A 14,280-nucleotide genomic window follows, 5' to 3' on the forward strand; every position below is an offset into this window, starting at 1 on the left:
CGGGGTCCTAGACGCTCATCGGCCGGTCGTACGGCCCGATCGGCGTCGGCAGCCGTGAACTCCCGGTCAGATGACGGTCGACGGCCGCCGCCACCGCCCGTCCCTCCGCGATCGCCCACACGATCAGCGACTGCCCGCGCGCCGCGTCCCCCGCGGCGAACACACCGGGGACGTTCGTCTCGAAGCCGCCGCCCCGCGCGATCGTGCCCCGCGACTCCAGCGCCAGCCCGAGCTGCTCGACGAGCCCGTCCTCCCGGTCGGGTCCGGAGAAGCCCAGGGCGAGCAGCACGAGGTCCGCGGGAAGCGCCCGAGCGGTGCCCTCCACCGGCCGCCGCCGCGCGTCCACCTCGACGAGGTGCAGGGACCGCACGTGCCCGGTCGCGTCGCCGGTGAAGCGGAGCGTGGACGCCGCGAACAGCCGCGCGTCCGCGTCCGCCGCCGGCGCGGACTCCAGCTCGCGCGCCTCCTCGTGCGCCGCCGAGAGCCGGTAGATCTTCGGATACGTCGGCCAGGGGTCGGTGTCCTCGTCGCGCTCCGTCGCGGGCTGCGCGTAGATGTCCAGTTGCGTGACGGACGCGGCGCCGTCGCGTACCGCCGTGCCCAGACAGTCGGCTCCCGTGTCACCGCCGCCGACGATGACGACATGCTTGCCCGCGGCGGACATCGGGGACGCCACCAGGTCCCCCTCGCACACCCGGTTGGCCAGCGGCAGGTACTCCATCGCCTGCTGGATGCCGGTCAACTCACGTCCGGGAACGTGCAGTTCCCGCCACTCGGTCGCCCCGGTGGCGACGACGACGGCGTCGTAGCGCGTCCGCAGATCTCCGGCCATGACGTCCCGCCCGACGGTGGTCGACGTGCGGAACTTCGTGCCCTCCGCCCGCATCTGCTCGATCCGCCGATCCAGATGACGCTTTTCCATCTTGAACTCGGGGATGCCGTACCGCATCAGCCCGCCGATCCGGTCGTCCTTCTCGTAGACGGCCACCGTGTGCCCGGCCCGGGTCAACTGCTGTGCCGCGGCGAGCCCCGTGGGCCCGGAGCCGATCACGGCGACCGTCTTCCCCGAGAGCCGGTCCGGCGGCCGCGGCGGGGTGAGGCCGTCGGCCCAGGCCCGGTCGGCTATGGCCACCTCGACGTTCTTGATGGTGACGGCCGGCTGGTTGATGGCGAGCACGCACCCGGCCTCGCACGGCGCCGGACACAACCTGCCGGTGAACTCGGGGAAGTTGTTCGTCGCGTGCAGCCGGTCGCTCGCCGCCCGCCAGTCATCCCGCGAGACCAGGTCGTTCCACTCGGGAATCAGATTGCCGAGCGGACAGGCCTCGTGGCAGAACGGAACCCCGCAGTCCATGCACCGGTCGGCCTGCTTGCTGATCAGGGGCAGCAAGGCCCCGGGGACGTACACCTCGTCCCAGTCCCGAACCCGCTCCTCGACCGGCCGGCGGGGCCAGTCCTGGCGCGGTGTGGTGATGAATCCCTTGGGATCGGCCATGGGGTGTTCCTCGCGTACGCGTACGACAGGCCGAGCGTCATCGGGCGGCACTCTTCCGGCCACGATACGTGCCGCCGGCCGCCCACGCAGAGGCGGCGGACAGCGCTTTCGTCAGGATAGATCGGACAGAAGGCGCGTATCCGATCGATCTGATCCGATCCAATCTGATCCGGCCTGATCCGGTCTGGCCTGGTCTGGCCTGATCCGGTTTGCTCTGGTCTGGTGAGTTCAGATCAGGGCGAGGGCGTAGACCAGGGCCGCGACCGCGGAGGCGACCGCCCGCACATGGTTCCATCTCGTCCACTCGCGCAGGTAGGTCGGCCAGTAGGCGACGGCCTCCGGGGCGCCCGGCGCCGGCTTCGCCAGCGCCTCGTTGCGCGGCACGTTCGCCATCACGGTCACGCCGAACGCGCCGCACAGATACAGGGCGCTGCCCAGCAGCAGGTGCACCGTCCCGTGGTCCGGCCACAGCACGAACGTCACGACGGCGATCACCGCGCACAGGACGGCCACGCCCAGGAAGAGGACCATGAAGGCGGGTGCCATCGCCGAGGAGTTGATCGCGTTCATCGCCGCCACGCCCTGCGCGGCCGGCAGGACGGCGAGCCCGCGCATCACCAGGACCGAGAAGGCGCAGAAGACTCCGGCCATCAACCCCGTCGCCAGCGCGCCCAGCAGCGCGAGCACCGGATACGGTCCATCGATCATGACAACGTCAACTCCCACCCGTCGAGCGGAGATCTTGCCCGGTACGCTCCGTCACCTCAAGTGAAATCCTGTCCGTGATCGGTGACCATGGCCGAGACGCGCGCCGGCCTACGCGTCCGTCGACCGGCCCGCACGCCTCAACCGGACGTCGCCCGAGCCGCGCGACCCTCGCTTTCCCCCGCGCCTGTCGGTGACCCCTCCCGCCACGTCCGTAACTGCGCCTCCACGCCGGCCGCGATCTGCCGGCGCGCCTCGTACCGCGGCAGCCCGCTCATCAGCAGCCGGTCGTACGGCGTGTCGACATGACGTACGGACGCCACGACCGCCGAGACGACGGCCCCCTCGGACAGCGCCCGGCCGGCGGCGCTGCGTCCGACCCGACCGCTGCCCCGGAGCGAGGCGTGCCCGGCGATCCCGTGCGCCCGGTCGTCCGGGCAGCCGGGAAACAACCGCAGGATCTCCGCAGCGAACGCCTCCGCGAACCGCGCGTCCTGTGCGGTCCGCCTGCGGGCGTCCCGGACCCGGCGCCGCCGTCGTGCCTCCGCGTCCGCGAGGCAACGCTCCTCCGCCCGCGTGAGCGCCGCCTCCTCGACGAGGACGCCCTGCCGCTCGTAACGCCCCTTGCGCCGGTTGAACCGGACCACCACCGCCGACAGCCCGCTCTCCTCACGCGCTCTGCGGGTCAGCGCCGTGTCCCCGCGCGCGAGGAACACCAGATGACCGAGATCCGCGCAGTCGAGACAGCGGGGCGCGGCGTCTTCCAGGATCAGCATCGCCAGCGGCCCGCGACGACACCCGGCGCACACCTTGCGCCGCAGCGGTTGGACGACGACGAACCGGTTGTGCGGCGCGGAGACTGTGCGGGCTGCGGGTGCCATACGGGCTTCATTCCCCCTGGTGGCCGTGCCGGCACCCGACCGCCCACCATGGCCCCTCCCCGCCCGCCTTCGCCTGCCCGCCCGCTCCCGGATGCCTGACCGCCCCCGCGTGCCCGTCTGCCACACAGCACCGGTACGCGGGCCCCGGCACCGATGGCCTCCGACTGCGACGCACGGCGACCGGCGCCTGACGCATCATGGGCCGTGTGCGACTCGAAGCGATCACCTGGGAACGGCTCGGCGACCTCCTCGCCGAGCGGCTGCTCGACCTGAAGCCGGACGACGGGAGCCCCTGGCCGCGCGTCGCGTTCGACGGCGCCCCGGCGGCCTGCCCCGGAGATCTCGCATCGCGCGTCGCCGAGGCCCTGCGCACGCGCGGTCGTCCCTCCCAGGTGGTGGACACGCACGGCTTTCTGCGCCCCGCCTCCCTCCGCCTGGAGTACGGCCGGCAAGACGTCGATGCCTATTACGACGGCTGGTTCGACACCGGCGCGCTGTGGCGCGAGGTCTTCAATCCCCTCGAAGCCGGCGGCGACGGACGCGTCCTGCCCGATCTCCGTGATCCCGTCACGGACCGCGCCACCCGCAGCTCCTACGTCCCCCTGCCGCCAGGCGGCTTCCTGCTGCTGCACGGTCCCTTCCTGCTGCGACCCTGGTTCCCCGTCGACCTGAGCGTCCATGTGCTGCTCTCCCCGGCCGCCCTGCGCCGGCGCACCGCAGAAACCGACCACTGGACCCTGCCCGCCTTCGAGCGCTACGACCAGGAGACCGACCCGGCGGCGACGGCCGACGTTCTCGTGCGGGCGGACGACCCTCGCCATCCGGCCTGGCGTCGCTGACCCTGCCGGACCTGCCGGACCTGCCGGACCTGATGGCCGGGAACTGGGAGCCGGGCGTGCCGCTCAGAGCCAGCCGTTGCGCCGGAAGCCGCGGTGCAGGACCCAGCAGGCGACGGATATCACCCCGATGACCAGGGGATAGCCGAACCTCCAGTGCAGTTCCGGCATGTGGTCGAAGTTCATGCCGTACACCCCGCAGACCATCGTCGGCACCGCGATCACCGCCGCCCATGCCGTGATCTTGCGCATGTCCTCGTTCTGCGCGACCGTGACCTGCGCCAGGTGCGCCTGCAGGATCGAGTTCAGCAATTCGTCGAAGGCGGCGATCTGCTCCGTGGCCCGCAGCAGATGGTCGGAGACGTCCCGGAAGTAGGCCTGTATCTCCGGATCGACCACCCGGACCGGCCGGTCCGCCAGGTCCAGCAACGGCCGGCCGAGCGGCACCACCGCCCGCTTCAGCTCCAGGAGTTCACGCTTGAGCTGGTAGATGCGCCCGGGATCCGCCCGCGCGCCGTTCTCCGCGAACACATCCGTCTCGACCTGGTCGATGTCCGCCTGCACCGCGTCGATGACGTTGAGGTAGTCGTCGACCACGTGGTCCGCGATGGCGTGCAGCACCGCCGACGGGCCCTTCGTCAACTGGGCCGTGTCGGACTCCAGCGCCTCGCGCAGCGGGCCCAGCGAACCGTGCCGTCCGTGGCGCACGGTGATCACGAAGTCCTGGCCGAGGAACACCATGATCTCCCCGGTGTCGACCACCTCGCTCGTCGCGGTGAGTTCCTCGTGCTCGACGTAGCAGACCGTCTTGAACACCGCGAACAACGTCTCGCCATAGCGCTCGACCTTCGGCCGTTGGTGAGCCTCGACGGCGTCCTCGACCGCCAGCGGGTGCAGGTCGAAGAGTTCGGCGATGCCCGCGAACTCGTCGTTGGTCGGTTCGTGCAGGCCGAGCCACACGAAACCGTGGCCGCTCTTGCGCACCCGCGCCACCGTGTCGACCAGATCCCCGCCGCGCGAGGCCCGGACGCCGTCCAGGTACGTCACGCAGTTCACCACGGACGACCCCAACGGGGAGCGGGCATGGTGACTCAGATCGACCCGCGGGCGCCGTCGGGCCAGCCGCGCCACCCTGCGCAGGCCGCCGACCCTTCCGAAGTCGGCGACCTTCCGCAGATTCCCCGCCATGGTCATCTGGGTCTCCTTGCGTGAAGCTCCTCGTGCCGCATTCCTGCGCCCTGGCGCGCCAGTCTGCCAGGCCCGGGTACGTCCTGCGTAAGCCTGTGGAAAGGGAAGGTTCCGTTTTGTTCCCGCCTGTGGACAACGGGACTTCGGACGCTTCGATCCCTTCGTGCGACGGGATGCCGGACGCTTCGTCCCCTTTCGCGCGACGGGGTTTCCGACGCTTCGCGAGGGCGGCTGCGGGCTGTCCGGGGTGGGGAGCCCGGCCGCGTCGACCACCGTCAGCACGCCGGACGACTGGGATGATCGCCGCATGACGCGATCCGACGGATACCTCCTCGACAACCGGCAGCCGGAGGCGGGGGAACGCTTCGACGCCTTCGCCGCGCTCTTCGATCCGACGACGTTCCGCCATCTCGAAGGGCTCGGGGTGGGCCCCGGCTGGCGCTGCTGGGAGGCGGGCGCCGGCGGCGCCTCCGTGGTGTCCTGGCTGGCGAAGAAGGTCGGTCCGACGGGCAAGGTCCTCGCGACGGACATCGACACCTCCCGCCTGCGGTCCGTCGCCCGCCCGCCGGTGGAGGTCCGCGTCCATGACCTCGGCCTCGACGAACCGCCGATGGAGGGGCTCGACCTGGTGCACGCCCGGCTCGTCCTGGTCCATGTGCCTGACCGGGAACGCGCGTTGCGGTCGATGGTCAGTGCTCTCCGCCCCGGCGGACGGCTTCTGATCGAGGACGCAGACCCCGCCCTGCAGCCTCTGCTCTGCCCCGACGAGCACGGCCCAGAACAGCAGTTGGCGAACCGCCTGCGACACGGCTTCCGCCAGCTCCTCGCCGGCCGGGGCGCCGACCTCTCCTACGGTCGCAAGCTCCCGCGTCTGCTCCGCGAGGCCGGGCTGGTCCGGGTCGAGGCCGACGCCTGCTTCCCGCTCACCTCCCCGGCCTGCACCGCCCTGGAGTCGGCGACGGTCCGCCAGATCCGCGACGAACTCGTCAAGGAAGGCCTCGCGACCGACGAGGAGATCGACCAGCACCTCGCGAACGTCGCCTCCGGCGGCATGGACCTCGCGACCGCACCGATGATCTCGGCGTGGGGCCGCAAGGAATAGCGCTCACCGGCCCACCGGCCCACTCGCCCGCCACTTCCGCAGCTCGGCGACCGTCCGCGGTGCGTGACCAGTGCGCCGCTTCGTGGCGCGTCCGGCTGCCGCTCGGGCGGCTCGACCGGGCTGCCGCTCCGCCTCGCCGCTCCCCTCAGGGCACGTGCGTGTTCCGGGCCGTCGCCGTCGCCGCCGTGTCGCCGGGGGCGGGCGGTCTGCCGCCGACGCGTTCCACCGCCAGGGCCCCGGCCAGGCAGCCCTCCTCCGCGGCCGCCACCGCGTCGTCGCCCGTGAGCAGCGCGGCCAGGAACGCTCCGGTGAACGCGTCCCCGGCGCCCGTCGTGTCCTTCGGGGTCGCCGCGACGGCGGGAACGCGGGCGAGGACGGCGCCGTCCCGGGCCACCAGAGCGCCGTCCGCGCCGTGCTTGGCCACCACCAGAGGGATGTGGCGGCTCAGCTCGGCCGCGGCCTCCGCCGGATCGGACAGCCCCGTCAGCAGACCGGCCTCGTCGCGGCTGGGCAGCAGCACGTCCACGTCCTCGACGAGGGCCAGGAAGCGGTCGACGCCCAGTTCCGTCAGGAAGCCCGCCGACGCGGGATCGAGGCTCACCGGCGTCCCCCGCGCGCGGGCGGACGCCGCCGCCGTGCGCACCAGAGCGCGCCCGGTCTGCGAGAACAGCAGATAGCCCGACAGGTGCAGTCGGGCGACCCCGTCGAGAAGGGCGTCCGACCAGTCGTCGGGATCGAGCCGCAGGGACGCGCCGCTGTCGGTGAGAAACGTCCGCTCGGCGGCGGCGTCCCTGTCGACCAGACAGATCACCGTGCCGGTGGCCGCGTGCGGATCGACGACGAGGCGGGGCCGCACCCCGCAGGCGGTCAGCTCCCGCTCGTGCCAGGCCGCCGACTCCGCGCCCACCCGCCCGAGCAGTCGTACGTCCGGGCAGCCCCGATGCGCCGCCCAGCAGGCCACGTTGGCGCCCGCGCCGCCCGGCAGTGTCCGGATCACGGCAGCCGTGTCCGTGCCAGGGGCCAGCGGCCCCCGATGCCGCGCGACGACGTCCGTCACGACGTCCCCGACGACGAGCAGCGCCCCGCCGCCTCCCGCCCCCGACGGGGAACCCGCCCCCGGCGCAGACCCCGCTCCCGTGACGGACCACGTGCCAGTGCCCCTTCTCCGGGCCTGTCCCCGGCCCCTTACCGGTCCGTTTCCTGTGCCCTCACCCGTGTCCCCAACCGAGCCGCCAGGACCGCGGCCCGCCCCGTCCGCCCGTGCCGCCCCGTCCGCCCGTACCGCCCGGTCCGAGCCGTCGGCTCCCTCCGCTCCGTCGGCTCCCTTCGCCCCGTCCGCTTCGTCCGGCCCGCCGGTCATGCCTCGGTCCACGCCGTCGCGATCCGTGCTGCCAGCCGCACATTGCCGCGCACCGCCGCCAGGTTGGCGGTAAGAGACGCGCCGTCGGTGTGCCGGACCAGATAGTCGAGCAGGAACGGCGTGACGCCCTGGCCGGTCACGCCCGCCTCGGCGCACGCGTGCAACGCGTCACCGAGCACACGCGCATGCAGCCCGGGATCCAGCTGCTCCTCCTCGGGCACCGGGTTCGCGACGATCAGCGCCGAGTCCGGCATCCCGAGCGCGTCCTGAGCACGCATCACCTCGGCCGCCTGCTGCGGGGTCTCCAGCGTCCAGTCGACGGGATGGCCCGAGTCGGAGAGATAGAACCCGGGGAAGCGGCCGGTGCCGTACCCGGCGACGGCGACGCCCAGGGTCTCCAGCCGCTGCAGGGTCGCCGGCACGTCCAGGATCGACTTGACGCCCGCGCACACGACCGTGATCCGGGTGCTCGCCAGGAGCCCCAGGTCGGCCGACTCGTCCTGGGTGAGCGTCCACTCCCGGTGCACCCCGCCGAGCCCGCCCGTCGCGAACACCCGCACCCCCGCCCGCGCCGCCAGCAGGGCCGTCGCCGACACCGTGGTCGCCCCGCTCGCCCCGGCGGCCACCGCGAGCGGCAGGTCGCGATGGCCCAGCTTGCGGAAGCCGTCCTCGTTGGCCACCCGCTCCAACTGACCCTTGTCCAGACCCACATGGGGCTGTCCGTCCAGCACCGCGATCGTCGCCGGCACGGCGCCCTGCGCGCGTACGACCGCCTCCAGTTCCAGCGCCACCTGCAGGTTGCGCGGGCGGGGCAGCCCGTGCGAGATGATCGTGGACTCCAGGGCCACCACGGGTCGACGCGCGTCGACCGCGTCCCGCACCTCTTCCGACACCACCAGCACCACGCGCCCGCCTCCTGTCTGTCGGTCTCTCCCTCATCTCTGGCGAGTGGCACGACCGGTCAAACCAGTTGACCTGTACGGGACGACACCGTCGCGGAACGCATGGCGAGCCCAACGGGCAGAAAACCGCTCCCCTCGGTGCCCGTCCGCGAAGAGAACGCTCAGAACAGAGGCTCGGGCAGGACGCCTTCCAGCGCGAGCAGCTTCCGCTTGGTCTCCAGACCTCCGCCGAACCCGCCGATGCCGCCGTCGCGCTCGACCACCCGGTGGCAGGGCACGACGACCGGCAGGGGATTGGAGCCCATCGCCGCCCCCACCGCCTGCGCCGCGCCCGGCTGCCCCACCCGCCTGGCCAGATCGCCGTAGCCGACGACCGCCCCGTAGGGAACGCCAGAGGCGAGCTCGCGCAGCACCTGCCGGTTGAAGCCCGAGATCAGGGACCAGTCCAACGGCAGCTCGAAAGCGCGCCGCTCGCCGGCGAAGTACGCCTCGATCTGCCGTATCGCCTCGGCCAGCAGAGGGGAGCCGGGCGCCTCGACGGGCTCGGCGCCCATGCGGCCCGCCAGCCGGTCGAGCGCCCTGTCACGCACCGTGTCGGTGGCGTGGAACACGATGGTCAGCAGGCCCTCGCCGGTCGCGGCCAGCAACAGAGGACCGATGTCGGTGCCGAGGACGCTCCACACCACCTGCTGCTCGTACTGCCCATGGCTGTCCATGCGCCCACCGTACGACCAGCCACTGACAAGGCTCCGGGACGCCGCCGCCGGCGGGGGGCTAGTACCAGTACAAGGCGCGCCGCACCACGTCCGCCTTGTCGGTGATGACGCCGTCGACGCCGTACCCGGCGACGGTCCGGGCGGTCGCGGCGTCGTCGACGGTCCAGGAGAAGACCCTCATGGGCGTGCCGTGCGGGCCGCTCAGCGCGTGCACGGCGTCGACGTAGGCCGAGGACAGCGCGGTGTGCGACGGGTTGATCAGGTCGGCGTAGCCGGCGTACCGGCGCAGGTCCCGCACGGCAGGCGTGCCGAGCAGTCCCGTCCGCACCTCCGGCCTGAGCCGGTGCACGGTTCGCAGGCTGACGGCGCTGAAGCTCTGCACGATCAGCCGGTTGGCGAGATGCCGCCGGTCCAGCCAGCCCTCGTTGCTCAGCACCTTGAGGATCTGCTGCTCGATGCCCGGGTACAGCTCGGGGTTCTTGACCTCCAGGAGCAGTTTCTGATGGTGGTGCTCGACCCGGTCGAGGTACGCCTTGAGCGTCGGCACGCGCGCGCCCGTGTAGGCGGCGCCGAACCAGCCGCCCGCGTCGAGCCGCGCGATCTCGGCTCCGGTGAAGTCCTTCACGTTCCACGGACCGCGGCCGGGAAAGACCTCCTCGGCGTCGGTCGTGCGGCGGAGCGTGTCGTCGTGGATCACCACGAGCTCGCCGTCCTTGGTGCGCTGGACGTCGTTCTCCACCCACAGGACGCCCATGGAGGCGGCCTTGTCGACGGCTTCGAGAGTGTTCTCCGGGGCGTACGCCGACGCGCCCCGGTGGGCGATCACCAGGGGCCGGACGGCTATGGTCGCCCTGACGTCGCGAACGGGAGGCAGAAGGGCGACGCAGCCCACGACGGCGGCGGCGGTGGCGGCGACTACGCGCGCGTGCATGCGTACTCCTCGCGTCGAGCGATCACCTACAGCCCCACTGTGACAGCAGAGAGTCGGCGGCGGGGGAGCGCAGGACGACCACCGGAGGAACAAGGGCGTCCGAGGCCCCTCACCAGGGCCGCACATGTGCGGCAAGGCCGTGTTTCTTTGCCGGAAAATCGTTCGACCATTCCGGTGGGAGTCATACTCTCTCTCAGCCTTGACCGCGCTCGGCGGTCGTGGGGCGGGCGCGTATTCGAAGATCCAGCAACAGGGCGAAGGGCAACCGCGCATGCAAGGCACGGTCGACGGTTTCAGCTACGGACTCGTCACACCGCTGGTGGCCTACCTCATGGCCTGCCTCGGCGGTGCTCTCGGTCTGCGCTGCACCACCAGAGCCATGCTCGTCGCCCATACCTGGCGGCCGGGATGGCTCGCCCTCGGCTCGGCGGCCATCGGCTCCGGCATCTGGACCATGCACTTCATCGCGATGATCGGCTTCACGGTCGAAGGCGCCCCGATCCACTACGACAAACCGACGACCTACGCCAGCCTGGCCGTCGCCATCCTCATGGTGGGCGTCGGGATCTTCATAGTCGGCTACAAGGGCGCGACGGGCACCGCGCTCTTCACGGGGGGCACGATCACCGGCCTGGGCATCGCCTCGATGCACTACCTGGGCATGGCAGGGATGCGCTTCAACGGTGACTTCGAATACAACACGTTCACCGTGGGCGCCTCCGTCGTCATAGCGATGGCCGCCGCCACCGCCGCCCTGTGGGCCGCGGGGCAGGTCAGGGGCTTTCTGTGGAGCGTGGGCGCCAGCCTGGTCATGGGGCTGGCCGTCACCGGCATGCACTACACCGGCATGACCGCCCTGAGCGTTCACCTGCACGCCGCCGAGACGCCGACCGCGGGCGACTCGCCGGCCGCCCTCCTCGCGCCGATGCTGGTCGGCCCCCTCGCCTTCCTCTGCCTCGCCGGGGTCGTCGTCATGTTCGACCCGCTGATGGTCATGGGCAGGCCCGACTGGACCCCCGCCGAGCACAAGCCCGGCGTGCCCGCGCACCCGCCGGCCCAGCCCGCCCCGCACTCCTCGCGCCGCTCCCAGCTCCGCAGCCGCCGGAGGGTTGCGTACCGCGAGACCCGCACCCCGCAGAACCGCTGAGCGCGGGCCCCGCCGGATCGGGGCGAAGTCCGCGGAAGCCCTGATCGGGCCCCGTTGTCAGTGGGGGGTCGTACGGTTGATGCATGCGGCCCGTTTCCCACATCGAACGCACGGTGGCGCCTTTCGAGGTCGTCAGTCCCTATCAGCCCAGCGGTGACCAGCCCGCGGCCATCGCCGAGCTGGCCAAGCGCGTCGAAGCAGGCGAGAAGGACGTCGTCCTGCTCGGCGCCACCGGCACCGGAAAGTCCGCGACCACCGCGTGGATGATCGAGAAGCTCCAGCGCCCCACCCTGGTGATGGCGCCGAACAAGACCCTGGCCGCCCAGCTGGCGAACGAGTTCCGCGAACTGCTGCCGAACAACGCGGTCGAATACTTCGTCTCGTACTACGACTACTACCAGCCCGAGGCGTACGTACCGCAGTCGGACACCTACATCGAGAAGGACTCCTCGATCAACGAGGAGGTCGAGCGTCTGCGTCACTCCGCGACCAACTCGCTGCTCACCCGGCGTGACGTCGTGGTGGTCGCCTCGGTCTCCTGCATCTACGGCCTCGGCACCCCGCAGGAGTACGTGGACCGCATGGTCCCCCTCCGGGTCGGTGACGAGCTCGACCGGGACGAGCTGCTGCGACGCTTCGTCGACATCCAGTACACGCGCAACGACCTGGCCTTCACCCGCGGCACCTTCCGGGTGCGCGGCGACACCATCGAGATCTTCCCGGTCTACGAGGAGCTCGCCGTCCGCATCGAGATGTTCGGCGACGAGATCGAGGCCCTGTCCACCCTGCACCCGCTCACCGGCGAGATCATCAGCGACGACCAGCAGCTGTACATCTTCCCGGCCACCCACTACGTCGCGGGCCCCGAGCGCCTGGAGCGGGCCGCGAACGACATCGAGAAGGAACTGGGCGAGCGCCTGGCCGAACTGGAGAAGCAGGGCAAACTGCTGGAGGCCCAGCGGCTGCGGATGCGCACCACGTACGACCTGGAGATGCTCCGCCAGATCGGCTCCTGCTCCGGCGTCGAGAACTACTCGATGCACTTCGACGGCCGTCTGCCGGGCTCTCCGCCGAACACCCTGCTCGACTACTTCCCGGACGACTTCCTGCTCGTCATCGACGAGTCCCACGTCACCGTCCCCCAGATCGGCGCCATGTACGAGGGCGACGCCTCCCGCAAGCGCACCCTCGTCGATCACGGCTTCCGGCTGCCCTCCGCCCTCGACAACCGTCCCCTGAAGTGGGAGGAGTTCCAGGAGCGCATCGGGCAGACCGTCTACCTGTCGGCGACGCCCGGCAAGTACGAGCTCTCGCGCGGGGACGGCGTTGTCGAGCAGATCATCCGCCCCACCGGCCTCATCGACCCCGAAGTCGTCGTCAAGCCGACCGAGGGCCAGATCGACGACCTGGTGCACGAGATCCGCACGCGCGTGGAGAAGGACGAGCGCGTCCTGGTCACCACGCTCACCAAGAAGATGGCCGAGGACCTCACGGACTACTTCCTGGAACTCGGCATCCAGGTGCGCTACCTGCACAGTGACGTCGACACGCTGCGCCGTATCGAGCTGCTGCGCGAACTGCGTGCGGGCGAGTTCGACGTCCTGGTCGGCATCAACCTGCTGCGTGAGGGCCTGGACCTGCCCGAGGTGTCCCTGGTGGCGATCCTCGACGCCGACAAGGAGGGCTTCCTGCGCTCGGGAACCTCGCTGATCCAGACGATCGGCCGCGCGGCGCGCAACGTCTCCGGTCAGGTCCACATGTACGCCGACAAGATCACCCCGGGCATGGAGCGGGCCATCGAGGAGACCAACCGCCGCCGGGAGAAGCAGGTCGCCTACAACACGGCGCGCGGCATCGACCCGCAGCCGCTGCGCAAGAAGATCAACGACATCGTCGCCCAGATCGCCCGCGAGGAGGTCGACACCGAGCAGCTGCTGGGCTCCGGCTACCGGGCGAAGAAGGACGGCGGCGGCACGAAGGCGCCGGTGCCCTCCCTCGGCGACAAGGCGGCCAAGGGCGCGAAGTCCAAGGCGGCCAGGGGCAAGGCGAAGGAGACGGTTCCGACCGACCGTCCCGCGGCCGAACTCGCGGAGCAGATCGAGGAGATGACCGAGCGTATGCGGGCCGCCGCGGCGGACCTCCAGTTCGAGGTCGCCGCCCGGATCCGCGACGAGGTCTCCGAGATGAAGAAGGAACTGCGCCAGATGAGAGAGGCCGGACTGGCCTGACGGAGAGGCCGGACCGGCCCGCCGGGGCGGGAGCGGCCGCTGTGGCGGGGTCGGGCACGCGCTGTGTTGCAAGACCGACACAAAGTGCGGGCCCGGCTACGGCAGTGTCCGTGCATTTGCGTAGTGTTTCGGTCAACCGCGGGGGCCGCGGCAACAGGGGACAGTCCGAGAGGGGAATCAGCGCGTGACCGTCAACATGACCAAGGGTCAGGCCATCAGTCTGCAGAAGAACGACGGGGGCAGCCTGACCGCGGTGCGCATGGGTCTCGGCTGGCAGGCGGCCCCGCGGCGCGGCCTGTTCGGCTCCCGGACCCGGGAGATCGACCTCGACGCCTCCGCCGTTCTGTTCGCGGACAAGCAGCCGGTCGACGTCGTCTTCTTCCGTCACCTGGTGAGCGACGACGGCTCCGTGCGTCACACCGGCGACAACCTCGTCGGCGGTGTCGGCCAGGGCGGTGACGACGAGGCGATCCTCGTGGACCTCGCGCGCGTGCCGGTCCACATCGACCAGATCGTCTTCACCGTGAACTCGTTCACCGGCCAGACGTTCCAGGAGGTGCAGAACGCCTTCTGCCGGCTGGTCGACGAGACCAACGGCCAGGAACTCGCGCGTTACACGCTCGCGGGCGGCGGCGCGTACACGGCACAGATCATGGCGAAGGTGCACCGGGTGGGCGGTGGCTGGAACATGACGGCCCTCGGCACTCCCGCCAACGGCCGCACCTTCCAGGACCTGATGCCCGCGATCCTCCCGGCGCTGTAGCAGCCCCGGCGAGCGGCACACGACGA

13 protein-coding genes are annotated in these 14,280 nt (G+C 71.2%); 5 read left to right on the top strand and 8 right to left on the bottom strand.

From position 1 onward, the window contains the following. Positions 1-7 precede the first annotated feature (7 nt). The 3 genes from Sri02f_RS05945 to Sri02f_RS05955 form a co-directional block, all read right to left on the bottom strand. Positions 8-1,495, bottom strand: coding sequence for a glutamate synthase subunit beta (locus tag Sri02f_RS05945; protein WP_109000004.1), 1,488 nt, complete (start codon positions 1,493-1,495; stop codon positions 8-10). 228 nt (positions 1,496-1,723) lie between these two features. Continuing rightward, positions 1,724-2,203, bottom strand: a complete 480-nt coding sequence (locus Sri02f_RS05950) for an anthrone oxygenase family protein (protein WP_109000005.1) — start codon at positions 2,201-2,203, stop codon at positions 1,724-1,726. A gap of 137 nt (positions 2,204-2,340) precedes the next feature. Then, positions 2,341-3,081 carry a DUF2293 domain-containing protein gene (locus Sri02f_RS05955; RefSeq protein ID WP_167467495.1) on the bottom strand — a complete coding sequence of 247 codons (741 nt, stop codon included), beginning with the start codon at positions 3,079-3,081 and terminating at the stop codon, positions 2,341-2,343. Between the two features lie 197 nt (positions 3,082-3,278). On the opposite strand from Sri02f_RS05955, the gene Sri02f_RS05960 reads away from it, so the two are divergent. Continuing rightward, on the top strand, positions 3,279-3,920 hold the full coding sequence (locus Sri02f_RS05960) for a nucleoside/nucleotide kinase family protein (RefSeq protein ID WP_174855591.1): 642 nt from the start codon (positions 3,279-3,281) through the stop codon (positions 3,918-3,920). A 63-nt stretch (positions 3,921-3,983) separates the two neighbouring features. Here the strand turns inward: Sri02f_RS05960 and Sri02f_RS05965 are convergent, their stop codons facing one another. Continuing rightward, entirely contained in the window at positions 3,984-5,111 is a 1,128-nt protein-coding gene (locus Sri02f_RS05965) for a magnesium and cobalt transport protein CorA (protein WP_109000006.1), read from the bottom strand. Positions 5,112-5,412: 301 nt separating this feature from the next. Here Sri02f_RS05965 and Sri02f_RS05970 point away from each other — a divergent pair, with 301 nt between their 5' ends. Continuing rightward, on the top strand, positions 5,413-6,207 hold the full coding sequence (locus Sri02f_RS05970; RefSeq protein ID WP_109000007.1) for a class I SAM-dependent methyltransferase: 795 nt from the start codon (positions 5,413-5,415) through the stop codon (positions 6,205-6,207). A 145-nt stretch (positions 6,208-6,352) separates the two neighbouring features. On the opposite strand, the gene Sri02f_RS05975 is transcribed toward Sri02f_RS05970, so the two are convergent. The 4 genes from Sri02f_RS05975 to Sri02f_RS05990 form a co-directional block, all read right to left on the bottom strand. Next, on the bottom strand, positions 6,353-7,567 hold the full coding sequence (locus Sri02f_RS05975; protein ID WP_373865072.1) for a carbohydrate kinase family protein: 1,215 nt from the start codon (positions 7,565-7,567) through the stop codon (positions 6,353-6,355). Then, a complete protein-coding gene (locus Sri02f_RS05980) occupies positions 7,564-8,472 on the bottom strand; it encodes a pseudouridine-5'-phosphate glycosidase (RefSeq protein ID WP_109000008.1) in 909 nt (302 codons plus the stop codon). Before Sri02f_RS05980 ends, Sri02f_RS05975 begins: the two co-directional genes overlap by 4 nt. A 158-nt stretch (positions 8,473-8,630) precedes the next feature. After that, on the bottom strand, positions 8,631-9,185 hold the full coding sequence (locus tag Sri02f_RS05985; RefSeq protein ID WP_109000009.1) for a methylated-DNA--[protein]-cysteine S-methyltransferase: 555 nt from the start codon (positions 9,183-9,185) through the stop codon (positions 8,631-8,633). A 58-nt stretch (positions 9,186-9,243) separates the two neighbouring features. Further along, complete coding sequence (locus Sri02f_RS05990; protein ID WP_109000010.1) at positions 9,244-10,116, bottom strand: glycerophosphodiester phosphodiesterase; 873 nt, start codon at positions 10,114-10,116, stop codon at positions 9,244-9,246. Positions 10,117-10,387: 271 nt separating this feature from the next. Between Sri02f_RS05990 and Sri02f_RS05995 the strand changes: the two genes are divergently transcribed. From Sri02f_RS05995 to Sri02f_RS06005, 3 genes are all read left to right on the top strand, one after another. After that, positions 10,388-11,263: an MHYT domain-containing protein gene (locus Sri02f_RS05995; RefSeq protein ID WP_109000011.1), complete on the top strand. Its 876-nt coding sequence runs from the start codon at positions 10,388-10,390 to the stop codon at positions 11,261-11,263. Between the two features lie 83 nt (positions 11,264-11,346). Then, positions 11,347-13,491, top strand: coding sequence for an excinuclease ABC subunit UvrB (uvrB, locus tag Sri02f_RS06000; protein ID WP_109000012.1), 2,145 nt, complete (start codon positions 11,347-11,349; stop codon positions 13,489-13,491). Between the two features lie 184 nt (positions 13,492-13,675). Then, positions 13,676-14,254, top strand: a complete 579-nt coding sequence (locus Sri02f_RS06005; RefSeq protein WP_057580284.1) for a TerD family protein — start codon at positions 13,676-13,678, stop codon at positions 14,252-14,254. Positions 14,255-14,280: the final 26 nt, after the last annotated feature.

Source organism: Streptomyces rishiriensis, from assembly GCF_003112535.1.
GTDB lineage: Bacteria > Actinomycetota > Actinomycetes > Streptomycetales > Streptomycetaceae > Streptomyces > Streptomyces rishiriensis.